This is a genomic window from Burkholderia sp. NFPP32, assembly GCF_900119325.1.
Classification (GTDB): domain Bacteria; phylum Pseudomonadota; class Gammaproteobacteria; order Burkholderiales; family Burkholderiaceae; genus Burkholderia; species Burkholderia pyrrocinia_C.
In genome coordinates this window covers 101304-120334 of sequence record NZ_FPJP01000005.1, presented here as the reverse complement: position 1 = coordinate 120334, position 19031 = coordinate 101304, and the positions used below count along the sequence as shown (strand labels likewise).

The 19031-nt window shown below is 66.6% G+C and carries 19 protein-coding genes and 1 pseudogene; 14 read left to right on the top strand and 6 right to left on the bottom strand.

The genetic code is table 11. The annotated features are described in order from the left end of the window. Nucleotides 1–20: 20 nt before the first annotated feature. Nucleotides 21–2165: a hypothetical protein gene (locus BT264_RS12235; protein ID WP_072437167.1), complete on the bottom strand. Its 2145-nt coding sequence runs from the start codon at nt 2163–2165 to the stop codon at nt 21–23. Between the two features lie 1005 nt (nt 2166–3170). Here BT264_RS12235 and BT264_RS12225 point away from each other — a divergent pair. After that, nucleotides 3171–3419, top strand: a pseudogene (locus BT264_RS12225) (virulence protein E); the annotation flags it as partial. 358 nt (nt 3420–3777) lie between these two features. Here the strand turns inward: BT264_RS12225 and BT264_RS12215 are convergent. Together BT264_RS12215 and BT264_RS39875 are read right to left on the bottom strand one after the other, a co-directional pair. Further along, a complete protein-coding gene (locus BT264_RS12215) occupies nt 3778–4233 on the bottom strand; it encodes an avidin/streptavidin family protein (RefSeq protein WP_072437168.1) in 456 nt (151 codons plus the stop codon). Nucleotides 4234–4602: 369 nt separating this feature from the next. Beyond that, entirely contained in the window at nt 4603–4947 is a 345-nt protein-coding gene (locus tag BT264_RS39875) for an Arm DNA-binding domain-containing protein (RefSeq protein WP_239483329.1), read from the bottom strand. A gap of 180 nt (nt 4948–5127) precedes the next feature. On the opposite strand from BT264_RS39875, the gene BT264_RS12205 reads away from it, so the two are divergent. The 4 genes from BT264_RS12205 to BT264_RS12190 all read left to right on the top strand — a co-directional run bounded on the left by BT264_RS12205 (nt 5128) and on the right by BT264_RS12190 (nt 7560). Then, a complete protein-coding gene (locus tag BT264_RS12205) occupies nt 5128–5442 on the top strand; it encodes a Dabb family protein (protein WP_072437169.1) in 315 nt (104 codons plus the stop codon). Then, nucleotides 5439–5918 (top strand): PaaI family thioesterase, encoded by a 480-nt coding sequence (locus tag BT264_RS12200; protein WP_072437170.1) that lies wholly within the window; start codon nt 5439–5441, stop codon nt 5916–5918. The genes BT264_RS12205 and BT264_RS12200 overlap by 4 nt, the downstream gene beginning before the upstream one ends. Before the next feature lie 199 nt (nt 5919–6117). Continuing rightward, the gene (locus BT264_RS12195) at nt 6118–7077 is read left to right on the top strand and encodes an alpha/beta hydrolase (protein ID WP_072437171.1); all 960 of its coding nucleotides are present in this window, start codon (nt 6118–6120) and stop codon (nt 7075–7077) included. A gap of 42 nt (nt 7078–7119) precedes the next feature. Beyond that, the gene (locus tag BT264_RS12190; protein ID WP_072437172.1) at nt 7120–7560 is read left to right on the top strand and encodes a GNAT family N-acetyltransferase; all 441 of its coding nucleotides are present in this window, start codon (nt 7120–7122) and stop codon (nt 7558–7560) included. A 16-nt stretch (nt 7561–7576) separates the two neighbouring features. Here BT264_RS12190 and BT264_RS12185 read toward each other — a convergent pair whose 3' ends face one another. Both BT264_RS12185 and BT264_RS12180 read right to left on the bottom strand, forming a co-directional pair. After that, nucleotides 7577–8422: an NRDE family protein gene (locus BT264_RS12185; protein WP_072437173.1), complete on the bottom strand. Its 846-nt coding sequence runs from the start codon at nt 8420–8422 to the stop codon at nt 7577–7579. A gap of 76 nt (nt 8423–8498) precedes the next feature. After that, on the bottom strand, nt 8499–9533 hold the full coding sequence (locus BT264_RS12180; RefSeq protein ID WP_072437174.1) for a CAF17-like 4Fe-4S cluster assembly/insertion protein YgfZ: 1035 nt from the start codon (nt 9531–9533) through the stop codon (nt 8499–8501). Between the two features lie 77 nt (nt 9534–9610). Between BT264_RS12180 and mltG the strand changes: the two genes are divergently transcribed. The 9 genes from mltG (at nt 9611) to BT264_RS12135 (ending at nt 18282) form a co-directional block, all read left to right on the top strand. Beyond that, the gene (gene mltG / locus BT264_RS12175; protein WP_072437175.1) at nt 9611–10630 is read left to right on the top strand and encodes an endolytic transglycosylase MltG; all 1020 of its coding nucleotides are present in this window, start codon (nt 9611–9613) and stop codon (nt 10628–10630) included. Continuing rightward, nucleotides 10630–11250 carry a dTMP kinase gene (gene tmk / locus BT264_RS12170; RefSeq protein WP_072437176.1) on the top strand — a complete coding sequence of 207 codons (621 nt, stop codon included), beginning with the start codon at nt 10630–10632 and terminating at the stop codon, nt 11248–11250. Before mltG ends, tmk begins: the two co-directional genes overlap by 1 nt. Before the next feature lie 19 nt (nt 11251–11269). Continuing rightward, a complete protein-coding gene (locus BT264_RS12165; protein WP_072437177.1) occupies nt 11270–12298 on the top strand; it encodes a DNA polymerase III subunit delta' in 1029 nt (342 codons plus the stop codon). Nucleotides 12299–12439: 141 nt separating this feature from the next. Beyond that, nucleotides 12440–13219, top strand: coding sequence for a TatD family hydrolase (locus tag BT264_RS12160; RefSeq protein WP_072437178.1), 780 nt, complete (start codon nt 12440–12442; stop codon nt 13217–13219). A 43-nt stretch (nt 13220–13262) separates the two neighbouring features. Then, nucleotides 13263–13970 carry an ankyrin repeat domain-containing protein gene (locus tag BT264_RS12155; RefSeq protein ID WP_072437179.1) on the top strand — a complete coding sequence of 236 codons (708 nt, stop codon included), beginning with the start codon at nt 13263–13265 and terminating at the stop codon, nt 13968–13970. 130 nt (nt 13971–14100) lie between these two features. Beyond that, nucleotides 14101–14457: a Rap1a/Tai family immunity protein gene (locus BT264_RS12150; protein ID WP_011885036.1), complete on the top strand. Its 357-nt coding sequence runs from the start codon at nt 14101–14103 to the stop codon at nt 14455–14457. A gap of 106 nt (nt 14458–14563) precedes the next feature. Next, nucleotides 14564–15736, top strand: a complete 1173-nt coding sequence (locus tag BT264_RS12145) for a mechanosensitive ion channel family protein (RefSeq protein ID WP_072437180.1) — start codon at nt 14564–14566, stop codon at nt 15734–15736. A 33-nt stretch (nt 15737–15769) separates the two neighbouring features. After that, nucleotides 15770–16948 carry an AAA family ATPase gene (locus BT264_RS12140; RefSeq protein ID WP_072437181.1) on the top strand — a complete coding sequence of 393 codons (1179 nt, stop codon included), beginning with the start codon at nt 15770–15772 and terminating at the stop codon, nt 16946–16948. A gap of 269 nt (nt 16949–17217) precedes the next feature. Next, nucleotides 17218–18282, top strand: coding sequence for a glycosyltransferase family 4 protein (locus BT264_RS12135; protein ID WP_072437182.1), 1065 nt, complete (start codon nt 17218–17220; stop codon nt 18280–18282). 96 nt (nt 18283–18378) lie between these two features. On the opposite strand, the gene BT264_RS12125 is transcribed toward BT264_RS12135, so the two are convergent. After that, complete coding sequence (locus BT264_RS12125) at nt 18379–18966, bottom strand: BPSL1445 family SYLF domain-containing lipoprotein (protein WP_072437184.1); 588 nt, start codon at nt 18964–18966, stop codon at nt 18379–18381. Between the last annotated feature and the right edge of the window lie 65 nt (nt 18967–19031).

The window sequence follows — 19031 nt, the reverse complement described above, 5'->3', positions numbered from 1 at the left end:
CAGCGCCCCCGTGCGATGCGCTATCGCGACGCGACGGCCGCCGCGTTGCCGGTCGGCTGCGTGTCCTGCATCCGCTGCGACGCCTGCCACCAGTACTTGCCCGCGCGCTGCTGCGGATCGCGGATCGCGAGATACGTCGTACTCCAGAGCTGCGCCGCGTTGGCTTCGGTCGCGTCCGCGCTGCGCGTGCCGAATGCATCGGTCCGGTACTGGCCGTTCACATAGGACCATGTCCACATCTCCGACGTGCGCATGTCGCGTCCGTTCGAGATCACCTGCCAGATCGTCTGCCGCGCCTGCGCGAGCAACGCACGGGTTGCGGCCGACAGGTCCTGGCGCGCGAGCTGGCGATCGAGCCCGGCCACCCACATCGCCTGCTGCCACGACCAGATCACCGTGCCGTGGTATGCGGAGCTCGTGAACTTCGGCCACAGCGACTGGTTCGCATACGCCGGGTTCGCGATCAGCATCCCGGCATCGGTTACGAGCCCGGTCGGGAACGGCCGCGTGACGTCGGCGACGATCCGCTGGAGCTCGTCGTCCGGCGGCGTGCCGAACAGCAGTGCGAAGCCGCCGTCGGAATTCATCACCGGAACCGGGTTGCCCTGCTGATCGAGCGATAGCGCGTAGAACGACAGCGGTGCGCTCGGCGCGGCACCGGCCGGCACGCCGGCGGACGGCGCATAGGCGGACACGTCGGTGGCTGCCTGCGCGGCCGGCACGCTGACCTGGAACAGCGGCGGCGCCTGCGTTTCCCACGCGGCGGCCTGGTTCGCCGTGTTGGCGAGCGTCGCACGCTGCGCGGCATCCAGGTACGGATCGAGCAGGCCGCGCGCGAGGAACGCATTCGCCGCGCGCAACGCGGCCGGCACGAGCACCGCGTTCACGTCGTACGGGTAGACGCCGCCGCCGAGCCCGTCGGTGCTGTCGCGCCAGTTGCCGACGATCTCTCCGGGCCGCAGGTGGATCAGGTTCGCGACCGACGGCTGCTGCGCGAACGGCTGCGCGGTCGTCGCGACGTGCAGCAGGTTGACGACCAGGCGGCTGCCGTTGGTCTGCCCGTCGCTGCCGCGCTGCGCCAGATAGGCGGCCGCGCGGGCCTGGCCGCGCGTGTCGTCGATCAGCCACGCGGCCGCGATCGGCGCGAGCAGGTAGTCGCTGTCGATCATCTTGTAGTCGTAGGTCGGCGTCGGATCGTTCGGCCGCCCGTTCTTCTGGTTGTCGACCAGCGCGAATTCGCCGATGCCTTCCTCGTGCGCGACCTTGCCGTCCACCGACAGGCGGCTCAGCACCGACGACAAACCGGCCTCGATCGCCGCCGGTTCGAGCACGGGCATCAGCATGCGGACCGAGATCAGCGTGTCGCGGCCGAAGTACGTGTCGTACTGCCACGAGCCGGCCAGCAGCTTGTCGTGGAAGCTCAGGAATTCGAGCACGTTCTGGCTGACCGGATCGGGGTTCACGGACGGCGCGAGCAAATCGGCGCGCGTGATCGGCGACAGCGGCGTTTCGCCCGACAGCGCGTCGACATGCAGCTTCAGCGTGTGCGAGCCTGCCGGTGCGCGCAGCACGAGCTTGCCGCCCGCTGCCGGCGCGATGCTGCCGCCGTCGCGCAGCGTGATGCGCAGCGCATAGCCGGGCGCGCCGTCGATCCGGTCGCGCTGCCATTGCGCTGCGCTGCCCTGGATCGTCGGCGCCGTGACGATCTGCTGCGGAATCGTTGCGCCGCCGTTGAAGTCGCGCAGGAAGCGCACGTTGCTGAGCACGCCCTGGCGGATCGTCAGCGTGTCGGTGTCCACCGACACGTCGGCGCCGATGCCGTACAGCGGGCGGCCGTGCGTGTCGGGGGCCGATAGCGCAGACGGTTGCGTGTCGAGGCTCCAGTTCACCGGCTGCGCGGTGTCGTCGAACCACAGCCCAGTGCCGCTGTTGCCGGCGGGGAAGACCACGAGCAGGCGCGGTTTCGTCGACGAGCGCGCCAGCAGGTGCGCGGCGACCTTGTCCTGCCGGTAGAACGCATTGATCTGGCCGCCGGTGTCCATGCGGAACGACAGCGCGGCGTTGTGCGACGGTGCGTCGCTCGACCGGATGTCGTCGTCGTTGCATGCGGCGAGCAGGCCGGCGCAGACGAACCCGAGACACAGCGACTTCGCAAGGCGATGCATGTTGATGTCCCTCCTGGTGACTGGCGATTTTTATCGGAATGGCCGAATGAACGGATCTTCCGTCCGTTTCGTTCAGTGCTGCGGGCATTCGGGCGAATGCCTGGAATTAATCGAGATGTGATGCTTCTGCGACAAGCGAATTGCGCGGAAAATGAGCAAATGATCGATCAGTGTCGAAAACGGAAATGGCAGAGGGTGTCGCCCCGGCGCGGCACGGGAAAAGGCTCAGGGGTGGCCTTCGCGCGAGCGAATGGCGACTCGTATCCGGCGGAAGAAAATGAAACGTAAGCCGTCGTAGGGGATTCTAAATTTACGGGAAAGTTGAAGTCAATAATGTTTTCGCGGTTTTACAATATTCGATTGAAAATGCGATTGCAATTATTACCCGTTGAGTCGGTAAAATATTCGATTTAATGAAAATGAATAGTGGAATCCGGATATCCGGTGGGCGAAACAATTGACAATGACGTTTCAATTCGTCGATTGATGCCGGACAGGAATTGAATCGCCGCGTTTGTGCCGACTGTTGTCGGGCAATGCCGGAGTGCGCGGAAAACGGAGCGTGCGACGCATGAGCAATCCGCGTTCCTGCGATGCAGCGGAAGGCGTGCGCCGTTCCCGGCTCCAAAGCGCGATCCGGATGACAGACTCCGTGATCGGCACCGGTTCGGTGCCGCGAACCGTGCGATCGTTCCATCGGTGCCGCCAAGTTTGGTAGGCGGTGCCTGCCGCCGTTTGCGCGGATCGCGCCGTCGAGTGCCGACGCGGTGAAAAAGTGCGTACCTTCCGTGCATCGCTCGCGAAGCTGGTGCCAGTGTTGTATTCGATCGCGTAGATCCACGCTCCCGGAGACGGTTGTGCGATTCGAGTGTGAGCGAGCGGCCTCTTGATCCGACCGGTTCGCTCGGGGCCGCGCAGGGTCTCGACGGGCTCGCAGGCACCGTTTTCATCCGGCTCGGTGACAGGCCACGATTTCCCGGCGGGCTTCGTATCAAGTAGATCGCTGTCGTGTGGCACGTGACCGAGCAGGAGCGTCCGCTGTTCGAGATCGAGCAGGCCGAGCGCTACGAAGGCGACGCGTACGAGAACAAGATCGCCAAGGACCTGGAATTCGTGACACGTACGACGATGGAAGAGATTCTGGCCGACATTCTGAAGCTCGACACGTCGAAATGGTCGCTGCCGGAACAGCGTCGCATCGGCAAGGCGCTGAAGTCGCTCGGGTGGGTGCGCAAGCGATCGACGTCCCGCTCGATGAATATCGTCGGCACTGGTCTCGTCGTTTTCATGACATGCACGCACTGCTCGATCACGTGAACGGATCGGTATCCGACACAATGCGCCGACAACTGCGAGAATCGCTGGCACCGCGCGTTAGTCATGCAAACCTCTCGGGACATAAGAACACATAGTGGAGCCCGTTAGGTCGTGTGGGGGCGTTCGTCCCTACGAAATGGATATAGAAGCCCTGGGTGCGTAAGCCCTCAGGGCTTTTTGTTGTGCTTCGAACTGCACCTCGCGCCGATCCGTTGGCAGCGAGGCGCTTTCATTTCGAGTCCTGACGCTGACGCTGACGCGCGACTCGGGCGTAGAAACGTCAGCAGCGGCCCTCTTACTGTGAGTTAACTGGTGTGAAAATATCTTGCCCTACATTGACGTGTTTCCACGGAAACTGAGCGAAAGCGTTTGCGTAATAGTAAAGCGCCGTGATCGTCGGTGCACCGTTCTTCACTTGGCAAAGTCCTGACCATGTTGTAATGCTATTGTAGCTAACCGAGTTATTGTTCCAATTTACGGAAAATGTAACCAACGTGACTTGATCAAGTCCGGGGCTTGAAGACGGTGCCGCGTAATACCAGCCGGAAAGTGAAAAAGTCTGTCCGCTAGTTCCGGAAGGTGAGATATACGTTCCGGTAATGGCGCCACTGCTCGCGACGGAGGAGATCTTCATTGTTGAGCCCAACTCGTTGCGCCACGTACCGACTGGATTTTGGCAAGTTGCCGTGTCGGCCCATGAAGGTGATGCGACGGTCCCCAAAATAGCGAGTGATACGAGAGTTTTCTTCATTTCTGTTCCTTCCGTTCTACTGTGCGGATCCCGCGTATCGGCTCAACCACTCAATGGCGAACCTCACCCCAATCCGGCACGAATTTTGTGCGAGCTCGACTGATGATGTCTGCTAGCAGCAATCATCCTTTGATGAGATTTGATCGAGTGGGCGATGTGTTTTTCCGGTCGTTTTCATTAAGCAACTACACTGGCGATGGTTTGAGTCTTTTGTAAAATGACTCTTGAGGTGGCCAATCGGAGCGGATTATTAGATAAAACTGAATGTCCTTATAGAAGATTTCATATTTTTCGCAAGAGATTGTCCTGCGATTAAGGATAGTCAAGATGTATGTCGAAATCTTCCAGAAATTATAGGGCGGGATTGAATTAAGGATGAGTTTCAGTCCGTTTCGGTATGCTTGATTTAATTTCTGAAAATGCAATAAACGTCGTTTTGTAAGCCCAAGTCGGTGCCCACGAGTGCGGGTGCGCGGGTTGGCAAAGTGCGCATTTTTTAAGGAATGGGGCCCTACAGGCACTCAGCACGCGGGGGCTGACGGCGGGGTATTCGCCGATCGCGAATAGATTCTCCTTCCCGGCAATCCTGTATCGGTATCGCCAGAGCTTGGAGCCGGATGGACGCACCTCAAGATACAGTCCATTGGCGTCGGTAAGTTTGGTAGGCTTGTCGCCTGCCTTCGCTTGTCGGATCTTGACGTCGGTAAGTGGCACGGTAAAAAAAGAGGGTATCGTCTTTGGAAGGTTGGAGTGATACCCCCTTTCTTACCCGCTTTTTTTCTCGGCTGGGCGCGATTTCCGGCGAACGCGAGCGAACAGCGAAAGGGCATAGGAAGCCCGACTGGTAAGGGTTACAGGCGAATCACTGAACCAACACGAACTGGAGCGAACGAAGTGATCAGACATATCGTCATTTGGAAGTTGAAGGAATCCGCGGAAGGCGCGACGCGCGCGCAGAACGCGCTGAAGCTGAAGGAAAAGCTCGAAGGCTGCCGCGATCTCGTGCCGGGCATCCTGCAGATCGACGTCGGCGTGGCGACGCCGGGCCTCGATGCGACCTCCGACATCGTGCTCGTGTCCGATTTCGCGGACAAAGCCGCGCTCGACGCCTACCAGGTGCACCCGGTTCACCTTGAAGTGAAGAAATTCGTCGTCGCGGTGGCCGAATCGCGCGAGTGCGTCGACTACGTCGTCGACAGCGAGCAATGAGCGACGCGGCATCCCCGGCGGACGGCCCGTCGATCGAAAGCCCGTTCGTCGACCTGCTCGGCGTGCAGCTCGTGTCCGCGAAGGATGGCGCGAGCGAGATCGTGCTGCCGCTCGAAGAGCGGCACATGAACACGTGGGGCATCGCGCACGGCGGCGTGACGATGACGCTCGCGGACATCGCGCTCGCGATGGCGGCGCGCAGCCTGACCGACGACGGCGTCGGCGTCGTCACGGTCGAGATGAAGGTGAACTTCATGCAGCCTGGGCGCGGCGAATTGCGCGCGTACGGGCGCGTGATGCATCGTTCGACGACGATGGCCTACTGCGAAGGCGAAGTGCGCGACAGCGACGGCAACTTCGTCGCAAAGGCGCTCGGTACGTTCAAGTACATGCGGCGGCTCGCGGTGGGCCGCGACATCAAGCGGCAACGCTCGCGCACGGCGCCGGACGCGCAGCCCGGCCCGAGCGACGCGTAAGCGGCCCGACGCACGGCCCTGCCTCTTCACAGGCAGGGCCGTTTTGTTTTGCGGTGCGAGATTGCGTGAAGGACGCGCTTCACAGGACACCGAAGGGCCGGTACTTCGACACGCGGCGCGCGTAGCGCTGGCCCGACGCGGGCATGGCATCATGTGACGCTTGTCCGTTCACGGCGCCACGCAGGCGCCGTCCTCACCGATGCCGCTGAATCCGAAGATCGCCCAGGTGCTCGACATGATCGAGCGCGCGAAACGTCCGTCCTATCACCATCAGACGCCGCAACAGGCGCGTGCCGCATACGAGAAGAGCGCGCCGATCCTCGACGTCGCGCCGGCGCCGATGCATTCGGTCGAGGAATGCGTCGTGCCGACGCGCGACGGCCGCACGATCGGCGCACGGCTGTACCTGCCGGTCGAGCCGAGCCTCGCGGAGCCGCTGCCCGCGCTCGTCTACTACCACGGCGGCGGCTTCACGGTCGGCAGCGTCGACACGCACGATGCGCTGTGCCGGATGTTCGCGCACGGCGTGCAATGTGCGGTACTGTCGGTCGGCTACCGGCTCGCGCCCGAGCACCGGTTTCCGACCGCGGTGAACGATGCCGACGACGCGTTGCGCTGGCTGCATCGCGAGGCCGCCGCGTTCGGCATCGACGCCGCGCGGCTGGCGGTCGGCGGCGACAGCGCGGGCGGCACGCTCGCAACCGTCTGCGCGGTGCTCGCGCGCGACGCAGGCATTCGCCTGGCGCTTCAAATGCTGATCTATCCGGGCGTGACGGGCTACCAGGGCACCGAATCGCACGCACGGCTCGCGAACGGCTACCTGCTGTCGCAGGACACGATCCAGTGGTTCTTCACGCAATACGTGCGCGATCCGGCCGACCGCGACGACTGGCGCTTCGCGCCGCTCGACGGCACGCGCGACGCGCCGTCGTTTGCGGGCGTCGCGCCGGCCTGGATCGCGACGGCCGAATACGATCCGCTGAGCGACGAGGGCGCCGCGTACGCGGACAAGCTGCGCGCGGCCGGCAATGCGGTTACGCTGGTCTGCTATCCGGGGATGATCCACGAATTCTTCAAGATGGGCGGCTACGTGCCCGAAGTACGGGCCGCGCATGCCGATGCGGCCGCGGCGCTGAAGGCCGCGTTCGACGACGTTTGACGGCAGGCGTTTGACGGCGTGTGCGCCGCATGGAGGGCTGCGATGACGGACGGCGTAGTGGAAACGGGTGACTGGACGCTATTGGGTGGCGACGCCGCGCGGATTCGCGACGCGGTATTCGTGCGCGAGCAGCAGATTCCGCCGGAATGGGAGCTCGACGACGACGATCCGCTATCGCTCCATGCGGTCGCGTACCGGATCGACACGGCGACGGGAATACGCCGCGCGGTCGCGACGGGGAGGCTGCTGCCGTCCGGCACGATCGGCCGCGTCGCCGTGCTGGCCGACGCGCGCGGGCAGGGCGTCGGGTCGGCCGTGCTGCACGCGCTGCTGGCTGCCGCGCGGCGCCGCGGCGAAACCGTCGTGCGGCTCTACGCGCAGGATTCGGCGGTGTCGTTCTACGTGCGGCACGGCTTCGCGGCGGTCGGCGAACCGTTCGTCGAAGCCGGCGTGCCGCACGTCGAGATGGCGCGCGCGCCGTAGCGCGGGCAATGCGCGTTCAGCGCGGCCGCGTTGCGTCGACGTCGAACGTGAACGTGCGCTCGAACGCACCCGGGCGGACGGTGCGGTGCGAACCGTCGTCGTCGCAGCGCTCCTTGATCTCGACCGTCAGCCGCACGCCTTCCTTCATCGTGACGCGCAGCGCGGTCGTGCCGCGCGTGCCGTATTCGGGCGTCTCGATGAACGCGGCCGACAGCGCGCGCTCGCGCTCGATCGGAATGCCCGTGTGCGGCAGCGCGTCGTCGTCCGCGACATGCGGATCGCGCATCAGATCGATCAGCTCGTCGAGCGACGGGGTCGGATTGTCGGTGAGCAGCGTGCCGAGCTCCGCGCGCTTGCGCACCACTTTCGGCCAGGGCGTATCGAGCCGCGCATTCGACAGCGCATGCACGCCGGGCGCGATCGCGACGGGCGCGGCGACACTGCTTTCGCCGTCGGGCGCTCGGTTGCAGAACCACGCGAGTTCGCGCCGCGTCCAGTCGCCGACGAGCAGGTTGAAGCCGTTGTATACGGCCGCATGCTCGGCAAGCTGCCCGAGATAGTCGAGCGGCGCGACGGACGAGCCGCGAAGGAAATCGGACACGAGCTTGCCGCGGGTGGGCGCGCCCGCGCGGATGTCGAACGGCGCGCGGTAGTTCGTCAGCGCCGCGAAGCGGCCGTCGCGCGATACGCCGAGCCACGTGCCGCCGGCTTCGAGATCGCGGCCGGCCAGCACGCCCGGTACATCCTCCCACCAGGTGAGCGGCGCGCTCGTGCGGCGAAAGAACTCGTCGCGGTTGGCGGTGAGGGTAAAGACGGGACCGGCGGCGGCATCAGGCTGCCAGTCGAAGGCAATCAGACACATCGGGCGAATCTCTCGCAGGAAACATCGGGCGCCGGCTGCGACTCGCGAGCCGGCGCGCGAACGGGTTGTCAGTGCGTCACGCTTCCGTCGGCCACGCGTACGGGAGCGCGTCGAACGCGAGCGCCGGGCCGTCGGCCGAACCGACGTGCACGGTGCCGCTGTCGAGCGCGGCGAGCTTGATCTCGACGAGCGCGTCGACGCCGCCCGCGGGCGCGGCCGCCGCGTTGACGATCATCCCGCACGGCTGGCCGGGATCGTCGCTGTGGAACAGCTCGACGCCGGCATGCACGGTATCGGTCTCGCCGGCGACATGCGCGAGCGCGGTGCGGCGCTTGATGGTGCCGCGGTACTGGCTGCGCGCGACGATTTCCTGGCCCGGGTAGCACCCTTTGCGGAAGTTGACGGCGCCGATCACGTCGAAGTTGATCATCTGCGGCACGAACTGTTCGACGGCCGGCTGTGTGATGCGCGGCTCGCCCGCGCGAATGTCGAGCCAGTCCCACACGGCCGGCGACACGACCGGCAGCGTGCCGGCGAGCGCGGCGATGCGTGCGTCGACTTCCGCGCGCTGGCCGATCCACAGATAGCGCTTGCGGCCGGCCGCATCGGGCACACGAATCAGCGTGCCGGCCGGCCCGTCGACCTTCACGTGCACGCCGTCGGGCAGCGCATCGAAGATGCCCGCCAGCGCTTCGCGCACGTCGCCCGCGAAGCCGACCACCGCGAGCGCGTCGCTCGCATCCGTGAGCTTCGCCTTCGCGCGCAGCACGAACATCGACAGCCGCTTCTGCACGGCGGGCTGCACGTCCTTCGACACCAGCAGGCGCACATCGTGGCCGGCACGCCACGCGAGGAACGACCCGAGGAGGCGCCCCTTCGGCGAGCAATAGCCGGACAGCCGTGCGCTCGCGGCATCGAGATGCTCGATGTCGTTGGTCAGCTGGCTGTGCAGGAACGTCGCGGCGTCGTCGCCGGCCACGTCGATCACGCCGAACTGCGGCAGCGGCATGCAGGCGCCCGGCGCATCGAAATCGGCGGCGGACGGGCGGGGGAATACGGGGAGCGAGGCGGATGCGGCCTGGGCAGCCGGTGAAGCGAACGGTGAGCTCATGGAATGAGGGAACAGTCAACCCTGACTTTGACGGAGGCGAGCAAGTATTATATGGGTCTTACCTGAGTCACGTTTCCATGTCCCTACTGAAGAAATGCGCCGCGACGATCGCGGCGCTGGCCGTCGTTGTGGCCGCTGCCGGCGCGGGCGGCGGATATTACTGGGCGACCCGGCCGCTGCTGCTGGGTTCGGCATCGCTCGACGTCACGATCAAGCCGCGCAGCAGCGTGAAGAGCGTCGCGCTGCAGCTCAAGCGCGGCGGCGTGCCGGTCGAGCCGTTCGGCTTCGTCGCGATGACGCGCGTGCTCGGGCTGTCGAGCCGGCTCAAGTCCGGCAACTACGAATTCAAGACGGGCATCACGCCTTACGAAGTCCTGCAGAAGATCGCGCGCGGCGACGTGAACGAATACGTCGCGACGGTGATCGAAGGCTGGACCTTCAAGCGGATGCGCGCGGAACTCGACGGGAACCCCGATCTTGCGCACACCACGGCCGGCATGAGCGACGCCGAGCTGCTGCGCGCGATCGGCGCGTCGGACAGCACCGTGCAGCGCGGCAGCGGCGAAGGGCTGTTCTTCCCGGATACCTACCTGTTCGACAAGGGCACGAGCGACCTGAACATCTATCGGCGCGCGTACCACCTGATGCAGACGCGCCTCGACGAGGCCTGGGCCGCGCGCGTGCCGGGGCTGCCGTACAAGTCGCCTTACGAAATGCTGACGATCGCATCGATCGTCGAGAAGGAAACGGGCCACGCGGCCGACCGCGCGTTCGTCGCGGCCGTGTTCGCGAACCGGCTGCGCATCGGCATGCCGCTGCAGACCGATCCGTCGGTGATCTACGGGCTCGGCGACGCGTACGACGGCCGCTTGCGCAAGCGCGACCTGCAGGCCGACACTCCTTACAATACCTACACGCGACGCGGCCTGCCGCCGACGCCGATCGCGTTGCCGGGCGTCGCCGCACTGCAGGCGGCGATCAATCCGGCGCAGACGAGCGCGCTCTATTTCGTCGCAAAGGGCGACGGCACGAGCGTGTTCTCGGACACGCTCGGCGACCACAACAAGGCCGTGGACAAGTACATACGAGGGCAATAATGGCGAGCGGTAAATTCATTACGTTCGAAGGCATCGACGGGGCGGGGAAGACTACCCACCTGCAATGGTTCTGCGAACGCCTCCAGGGCAAGCTGGCCGCGGCCGGCCGGCAGGTCGTCGTCACCCGCGAGCCGGGCGGCACGCAGCTCGGCGAGAAACTGCGCGAGATCCTGCTGAACCAGCCGATGGATCTCGAGACGGAAGCGCTGCTGATGTTCGCCGCGCGCCGCGAGCATCTTGCGCTCGTGATCGAGCCGGCGCTCGCGCGTGGCGACTGGGTCGTGTCCGATCGCTTCACCGACGCGACGTTCGCGTACCAGGGCGGCGGCCGCGGGCTGCCGCGCGACAAGCTCGAGACGCTCGAGCGCTGGGTGCAGGGCGGTTTCCAGCCCGACCTCACGGTGCTGTTCGACGTCGCGCCGCAGGTCGCGAGCGAGCGCCGCGGCGCGGCGCGCACGCCCGACAAGTTCGAAAGCGAGTCCGACGCGTTCTTCACGCGCACGCGCGGCGAATACCTGCGGCGCGCGGAAGAGGCGCCGCACCGCTTCGCGATCGTCGACGCGACGCAGTCGATTCCCGAGATCCGCCGGCAGCTCGAACGCGTGCTCGCCGCGCTGTAACCCGCAAGGAACGCACCACATGATCTATCCGTGGCAGACCGACGACTGGAACCGCCTGCAGCAACTGCGCGCGCAATGGCCGCATGCGCTGCTGCTGCACGGCCAGGCCGGGATCGGCAAGCTGCAGTTCGCGCAGCATCTCGCGCAGGGCTTCCTGTGCGAATCGCCGCTGCCGAACGGCGAGCCGTGCGGCACCTGCGCGGCCTGCACCTGGTTCTCGCAGGGCAATCACCCGGACTACCGGATCGTGCTGCCCGAGGTGCTGGCCGGCGAAGCGCCGGGCGCCGCGGACGACGCGAAGCCGGCCGACGCGGACGAGGGCGGCAAGAAGACGCGCGCGCCGAGCAAGGAAATCAAGATCGAGCAGGTGCGCGCGCTGCTCGACTTCTGCGGGGTCGGTTCGCACCGCGGCGGCGCGCGCGTCGTCGTGCTGTATCCGGCCGAGGCGCTCAACGTCGCCGCATCGAATGCGCTGCTGAAAACGCTGGAGGAGCCGCCGTCCGGCGTCGTGTTCCTGCTCGTGTCGGCACGCATCGACCGCCTGTTGCCGACGATCATCAGCCGCTGCCGGCAGTGGCCGATGACCGTGCCGGCGCCCGACGCGGCCGCGGCCTGGCTCGCGGCGCAGGGCGTCGACCATGCGAGCGCGCTGCTCGCCGAAGCCGGCGGCGCGCCGCTCGCCGCGCTGGCGCTCGCGAGCGACGAGAACCGCCCGCTGCGCGACTACACGCTCGGGCAGCTCGCGGCCGGTGCGGCATGCGACCCGTTCGCATGCGGCGAGACGCTGCAGAAGCTGCCGGTGCCGCTGGTGCTCGGCTGGCTGCAGCGCTGGCTGTACGATCTGCTCGCGCAGCGGATGGCGGGCGCGCCGCGCTACTTCCCGATGCACGCGGCGGCGCTCGCGCGCTGCGCGGAATCGGTCGACGCGAACGCGTTCGCGCGCTTCATGAAGGCCGTGACGCGGCAGCGGACGGTCGAGAACCATCCGCTGAACGCGCGGCTCGTATTCGAGGAATTGTTTCTCGGATATCGGGAAATGTTTGCGTGACCCGGCATTGTTTCTGATGGGTTGCGAAACGATGTTCGGCTTACTCGGCGACGCGACCGCGGCCGGCCGGCCCGCGAACGCCGCCCGCTGCCGCACGCCGGCGAGCGCATGAGCGCCCGCCTTACGTATTCAGGAAACACGATGTTCGTCGACTCTCACTGCCACATCAATTTCAAGGGCCTGGCCGATCGCCTGCCGGCCGTTCTCGAGAACATGCGCGAACACGACGTCACGCACGCGCTGTGCGTGTCCGTCGATTTCGAGACGCTGCCCGAGGTCCTCGCGATCGCGGACGCGTACGACAACGTCTACGCGTCGGTCGGCGTGCATCCCGATCACGAGGACGCGCGCGAGCCGACGCTCGCGGAACTCGTCGAGCTGGCCGCGCACCCGAAGGTCGTCGCGATCGGCGAAACGGGCCTCGACTACTACCGTCTCGAGGGCCGCTCGATCGCCGACATGGAATGGCAGCGCGAACGCTTTCGCACGCACATCCGCGCGGCGACCGCGACGATGAAGCCGCTGATCGTCCATACACGGTCGTCGTCGGACGACACGCTGCGGATCATGGCCGAGGAGCGCGCGGACGTGCCGGGCGGCGTGATGCACTGCTTCACCGAGCCGTGGCCCGTCGCCGAGCAGGCGCTCGCGCAGAACTTCCATATCTCGCTGTCGGGCATCGTCACGTTCAAGAACGCGACCGACGTGCAGGACGTCGCGCGGCGCGTGCCGCTCGACCGGCTGCTGATCGAGACCGACTCGCCGTACCTCGCGCCGGTGCCGTATCGCGGCAAGCCGAATGAACCTGCGTACGTCAGCCATGTCGGACGCTTTATCGCATCCGAGCGCGGGATCGCCGTCGAGGCGCTGGCCGATGCGACGACACAGAACTTTTTCCGGCTGTTCAAGATCGCCCGCTAACGACGCGCGCGCAGCCGACAACCCAGGGAAGGAGCCCACAACAATGACGAAGCCGACCAACCATCCGACCAAACGCGCACTCGTTGCCGCCGCGCTGATCGCGAGCGGCCTGTTCGCTGCAGCCGGCGCGCATGCCGAGTCGCTCGACGCGATCGTCAAGGCCGTCAAGTTCGACGACATCGCCGACATCGGCAAGCAGCTCAAGAACGGCCTCGATCCGAACACGCTCGCGCCGAACGGCGACCCGCTGCTGGTGATCGCCGCGCGCGAGAAATCCGACAAGGTCGCGGCGGCGATCGCCACGACGCCGAACGTCGACCTCGAGAAGGAAGACAAGGCCGGCGAGAACGCGCTGATGCTCGCGTCGCTGAACGGCGACGTCGGCCTCGTCAAGCTGCTGATCGACAAGGGCGCGGAAGTCAGCAAGAAGGGCTGGGCGCCGCTGCACTACGCGGCGACCAACGGCCAGGACGCGGTCGTCAAGGTGCTGCTCGACCATGACGCGTATATCGACACGGCTTCGCCGAACGGCACCACGCCGCTGATGATGGCCGCGCGCGGCAACCATGCGTCGACGGTCACGCTGCTGCTCGACCAGGGGGCCGATCCGCAGGTGAAGAACCAGCTCGGCATCACCGCGCTCGAGTTCGCGAAGCATTACAAGGCGCCGGACGCGATCGACATCCTGAGCAAGCGTACGGTGCGTATCGGCGCGTCGGCGCCGGCAGATGCGCAAAAGAGTGCAAAATGACGGTTTTCGGTGCACCGGCCAGGGCGGCGGTGCGCACCCGGCCGGGCGGACTCCGGCCGGAGAAGGGTGTCCGGCGCCGCGCCGGCCAACGCAGCAGGCGGTCTCGGGCCGCATTGACATAAGGAACACCATGTTGCGCGCAATGTTTTGTGCCGCGGCGTTTGCCGTGCCGTTGTCGGCGGCGGCTTTCACGGGCGCGGATCTCGACCGGCTGTGCGCGAAGACGGACGTCAAGTCGCGGGCGTCGTGCGCGGCCTACATCGAAGGCGCTGCCGATGGCGTCTACAACACCATCGACGCGATCGGCGGCACCACGGGGCCGCGTGTCGGCCAGTATTTCTGCCTGCCGCCCGACATCCGGGCGCAGCAGATGACCGATGCGGTGCGCAAGTACATCGCTGAAAATCCGAAGCTGGCCGACTACAACGCGAGCACCGCGGTGTCGCTCGGTCTCGGCAAGGCGTTTCCCTGCAGGGGCGGCAACTGATCTGACGCCGTGTCCGGGCGCGTGCCGGTGCGTGCGCTACCCGGACGTCGCCGACGCATCCAGGACGAGGCGTGCGCGCCTCATAACCGAAGCATCCCGGGCGCCGATGATTTCAATCGAGGAACTGCAGCGCATCGCCGATGCGCCGCTGCATTCGTGGCTCGGCACGCTGGCCGTGTCGGTCATCGTCGTGCTGGTCGTCGCGATCGTGCACCGTCTCGGCGCACGCATCGTCAAGCGCATCGCGCAGCCGTATCCGCTGATGAGCGCGATCCTGCGCTACATCGACAAGCCGTCGCTCGTCGTGCTCGCGCTGCTGGCGCTCGAATTCCTGTGGGTCCAGGCCGACGACGGCATGTCGTTCGTGGGCGGCATGCGCACCGCGGCGGCGGTCGGCTCCATCGTGTCGCTCACATGGCTGCTGGTGCGGCTCGCGGCGGGCGTCGGCGACGCGATCATCCAGGCGCATCCGCTCGATACGGCCGACAACCTCCAGGCGCGGCGCATCCATACGCAGGCCAAGGTGCTCGTGCGGACCGTGATGGTGCTGATCGTGATCATCGGCACCGGCGCCGCGCTGATGACGTTCCCGAACGTGCGCCAGGTGGGCGCGAGCCTGCTGGCGTCGGCCGGCGTCGCGGGCCTGGTCGCCGGTATCGCTGCGCGGCCGGTGCTCGGCAACCTGATTGCCGGGCTGCAGATCGCGCTCACGCAGCCGATCCGGCTCGACGACGTGGTCGTGATCCAGGGCGAGTGGGGGCGCATCGAGGAAATCACCGGCTCGTTCGTGTCGGTGCGGTTGTGGGACCAGCGGCGCCTCGTCGTGCCGCTGCAGTGGATCATCGAGAACCCGTTCACGAACTGGACGCGCAACAGCGCGGAAATCATCGGCACGGTCTACCTGTCGGTCGACTACCGCACGCCGCTCGCGCCGCTGCGCGAGGAGCTCGCGCGGCTCGTCCATGCGGCGCCCGAGTGGGACGGCCGCGTGCAGGTGCTGCAGGTGACCGATGCAACGGAGCGCACGATGCAGTTGCGCGCGCTCGTCAGCGCGGCCGATTCGTCGTCGTGCTGGGATCTGCGCTGCCGCGTGCGCGAAGGGTTGATCGCATACCTGCAGGGCCGCTATCCGCAATGCCTGCCGCGCAGCCGGATGGAACTGTATCCGCGTGATTCCGCGCCGGACGCGCCGAATCCCGAACGGCCGCACGCGCGGGCGCCCGCCGCCAGCACGGCGGCCAACACCGCAGCCGATCCGCAGGCCGTCGAAGGCCGCTGAACGCGGCCCGGTGCCTGCCCGCCATCCATCGTCATGACCGCGCTGAACACGCTTGCCATCGCCAATTACCGCTCGCTGCGCGAGCTGATCGTGCCGCTCGCGGCGCTCAACGTCGTCACGGGGCCGAACGGCAGCGGCAAGTCGAGCGTATACCGCGCGCTGAGGCTGCTCGCCGACACCGCGCAGGGCCGCGTGATCCCGTCGCTCGCCCGCGAGGGCGGGTTGCCGTCGACGCTATGGGCCGGCCCCGAGCGCTTCTCGCGGGCGATGCTGAACGGCGACGAACCGGTGACCGGCACGGTGCGCAAGGGGCCGGTGAGCCTGAAGCTCGGCTTCGCGTGCGACGATTTCGGCTACGCGATCGATCTTGGCCTACCGGTGAAGAACGACGCGTCGATGTTCCGGCTCGATCCGGTGGTCAAGCGCGAATGCATCTGGGGCGGCGCGCTGCCGCGCCCGTCGACGCTGCGGGTCGACCGGCAGGGGGCGCAGATCCGCGCACGCACCGCGTCGGGCGACTGGCGGACGATTCCGCAGCCGGTCGCGAGCTTCGACAGCATGATGACCGAGTTCGCCGATCCGACCGGCGCGCCCGAGATGATCGCGGTGCGCGAGCGGATTCGCTCGTGGCGCTTCTACGACCATTTCCGGACCGATGCGCAGGCGCCGGCACGGCAGTCGCATATCGGCACCCATACGCCGGTGCTGGCGGACGACGGCGCCGACCTTGCCGCCGCGCTGCAGACGATTCGCGAAATCGGTGACGGCGCGGCACTCGATGCGGCGATCGACGACGCGTTTCCGGGCGCATCGGTCGAGATCGACAATCCGGGCGGCCGCGGCCGCTTCGACGTGCTGATGCGCCAGCCGGGGCTGCTGCGGCCGCTCGCGGCGGCCGAGCTGTCCGACGGCACGCTGCGCTATCTGCTGCTCGCGGCCGCGCTGCTGACGCCGCGGCCGCCGGCGCTGATGGTGCTGAACGAACCGGAGACCAGCCTGCATCCCGATCTGCTGCCGGCGCTCGGCCGCCTGATCGCGCAGGCCGCGCAGCGCTCGCAGGTGCTGGTCGTGTCGCATGCGGCGCGGCTCATCGCGACGCTCGAGCGCGAGGCCGGCTGCGAATCGCTGGTGCTCGACAAGCAGCTCGGCGCGACAGCGCTCGTCGATGCCGACACGCGTGACCTGCCGCCGTGGAAGTGGCCGTCGCGCTGACGGGCCAGGCCGCGTGCATTTGGCCGCGCCCGGGCGGGGGCATGGCCCGACGGTGCACGATGCGGTGCGATCGGGCGAGGCGGAACGAATGTATCCTGTCTGTAACAACGCCCATAAAATGCAAGACAGGCGGTTCCGGGGACCGGGATTGCGAATAATGGCAGGATATCCGGCCGGCGCCGTGCCGGCAGGCGCTGCACGGGGCGGGGGCGCGCGAAAAGCGCATGCTCCCGCCTGCCGAACGGGACAGGACACAGGAGACGTGGACCATGAGAATTGCCCAGATCGCCCCGCTGACCGAATCGGTGCCGCCGAAGCTGTACGGCGGCACGGAGCGCGTCGTGTCCTACATCACCGAGGCGCTCGTCGATCTCGGCCATGACGTGACGCTGTTCGCGAGCGGCGACTCGACGACACGGGCGAAGCTCGAGCCGGTCTGGCCGCGCGCGCTGCGGCTCGACACGTCGATTCGCGACCGCGTCGCGCCGCACATGCTGCTGATGGAGACGGTCGCGCGCCGCGCGAAGGACTTCGACGTGCTCCATTTCCACATGGACTACTACTCGTTCTCGGTCTTCAACCGGCAGGAAACGCCTTACGTGACGACGCTGCACGGCCGGCTCGACCTGCCCGAGCAGCAGCCGGTGTTCGACACCTTCAATACGGCGCCCGTGATTTCGATTTCGAACTCGCAACGCCAGCCGCTGCCGCAGGCGAAATGGCTGACGACCGTCTACCACGGGTTGCCCGATACGCTGTACATGCCGCAGCCCGTCGAGCCGCGCTATCTCGCGTTCCTCGGCCGCATCTCGCCGGAGAAGCGCGTCGACACGGCGATTCGCATCGCGCGCCAGTGCGGGCTGCCGATCCGGATCGCCGCGAAGATCGATGCGGCCGACCAGGAGTATTTCGACCGCGAGATCAAGCCGCTCTTCGCGTTGCCGCACGTCGAATACATCGGCGAGATCGCCGATCACCAGAAGGCCGAATTCCTGTCGGGCGCGCATGCGCTGCTGTTCCCGATCGACTGGCCGGAGCCGTTCGGCCTCGTGATGATCGAGGCGATGTCGTGCGGCACGCCGGTGGTCGCGTTCAATCGCGGTGCGGTGCCCGAGGTGCTGGACGAGGGCGTGTCGGGTTTCATCGTCGAGGATGAAATCAGTGCGGTGGCTGCCGTGAACCGGCTGCACCTGCTGCCGCGTGCGCGCGTGCGGCAGCGCTTCGAGGAACGCTTCACGTCGCGGCGGATGGCGCAGCAGTACGTCGACGTTTACCAGTCGGTGATCCGCGCGCAGAAGCGCTCGCGCTTCAAGGTGATCGACTCGACGACCTGACGCGGAGCGCGGGCGGATAAAAAAACGGCGATGCCCGCAAGGACATCGCCGTTTGCGCATGGCCCGCGCGCGGTGCGCACGGGCCATGCGTGAGCGTCAGATCTTGAGCTTCGTGACCTTCGTGCCGTTGATCGACACATCGCCCATCAGGCCCGCGTTCGTCAGCACGACGACCTGGACCGGTGCGGTGGCCGTGGTCGTGTCGATCGCACCGTTCGCGCCCATCTTCACGAGCGCGACCGATGCGCCGGCGCCGGCTGCCCAGCCGTCCGAGCCGCGGAATTCGTCGAGCGCTTCCTGCGTCATGAACAGGAACACGATCGCCTTCGACTGCGCACCAGCCTGCAGGCCGACCGACAGCGACGACGTGTTGTAGTAGCCGACGGTGCTGCCGCCGACGCGCAGCGCGCCGTTGCCGGACTGGCCGCCGACGATGAGGCCGGCTTGCAGCACGTTCGGGAACACGAGCACGCCGCGCGATTTCGCGACGAGTTCACGCGAACCCTTGACCGTGGAATACAGGCGCGACAGCGTTGCATCGACGCTCGAGTCGATTGCCTGACGCTTCGACGCGCTGGTCGCGGCGTTGTCCGGCTTGTCCGGGGTGGTGGTGCAACCGGTGAGCGCGAGGCTACCGACGATGAGCGCAGCGGCGGCTTTCAGCACAAGATTCCGTTTTTGCATCGTTATTCTCCATCGGATGACGTTCGGAGTGAGTCTCGCTCAAGGAGCGGATCACGTCGGCAGTT

What these genes read in the sequence shown, in the direction of transcription:
- BT264_RS12235 (WP_072437167.1), bottom strand. Translation starts at nt 2,165, where the DNA reads ATGCATCGCCTTGCGAAGTCGCTGTGTCTCGGGTTCGTCTGCGCCGGC.
- BT264_RS12215 (WP_072437168.1), bottom strand. Translation starts at nt 4,233, where the DNA reads ATGAAGAAAACTCTCGTATCACTCGCTATTTTGGGGACCGTCGCATCA.
- BT264_RS12200 (WP_072437170.1), top strand. Translation starts at nt 5,439, where the DNA reads ATGAGCGACGCGGCATCCCCGGCGGACGGCCCGTCGATCGAAAGCCCG.
- BT264_RS12195 (WP_072437171.1), top strand. Translation starts at nt 6,118, where the DNA reads ATGCCGCTGAATCCGAAGATCGCCCAGGTGCTCGACATGATCGAGCGC.
- BT264_RS12190 (WP_072437172.1), top strand. Translation starts at nt 7,120, where the DNA reads ATGACGGACGGCGTAGTGGAAACGGGTGACTGGACGCTATTGGGTGGC.
- BT264_RS12185 (WP_072437173.1), bottom strand. Translation starts at nt 8,422, where the DNA reads ATGTGTCTGATTGCCTTCGACTGGCAGCCTGATGCCGCCGCCGGTCCC.
- BT264_RS12180 (WP_072437174.1), bottom strand. Translation starts at nt 9,533, where the DNA reads ATGAGCTCACCGTTCGCTTCACCGGCTGCCCAGGCCGCATCCGCCTCG.
- mltG (WP_072437175.1), top strand. Translation starts at nt 9,611, where the DNA reads ATGTCCCTACTGAAGAAATGCGCCGCGACGATCGCGGCGCTGGCCGTC.
- tmk (WP_072437176.1), top strand. Translation starts at nt 10,630, where the DNA reads ATGGCGAGCGGTAAATTCATTACGTTCGAAGGCATCGACGGGGCGGGG.
- BT264_RS12165 (WP_072437177.1), top strand. Translation starts at nt 11,270, where the DNA reads ATGATCTATCCGTGGCAGACCGACGACTGGAACCGCCTGCAGCAACTG.
- BT264_RS12160 (WP_072437178.1), top strand. Translation starts at nt 12,440, where the DNA reads ATGTTCGTCGACTCTCACTGCCACATCAATTTCAAGGGCCTGGCCGAT.
- BT264_RS12155 (WP_072437179.1), top strand. Translation starts at nt 13,263, where the DNA reads ATGACGAAGCCGACCAACCATCCGACCAAACGCGCACTCGTTGCCGCC.
- BT264_RS12150 (WP_011885036.1), top strand. Translation starts at nt 14,101, where the DNA reads ATGTTGCGCGCAATGTTTTGTGCCGCGGCGTTTGCCGTGCCGTTGTCG.
- BT264_RS12145 (WP_072437180.1), top strand. Translation starts at nt 14,564, where the DNA reads ATGATTTCAATCGAGGAACTGCAGCGCATCGCCGATGCGCCGCTGCAT.
- BT264_RS12140 (WP_072437181.1), top strand. Translation starts at nt 15,770, where the DNA reads ATGACCGCGCTGAACACGCTTGCCATCGCCAATTACCGCTCGCTGCGC.
- BT264_RS12135 (WP_072437182.1), top strand. Translation starts at nt 17,218, where the DNA reads ATGAGAATTGCCCAGATCGCCCCGCTGACCGAATCGGTGCCGCCGAAG.
- BT264_RS12125 (WP_072437184.1), bottom strand. Translation starts at nt 18,966, where the DNA reads ATGCAAAAACGGAATCTTGTGCTGAAAGCCGCCGCTGCGCTCATCGTC.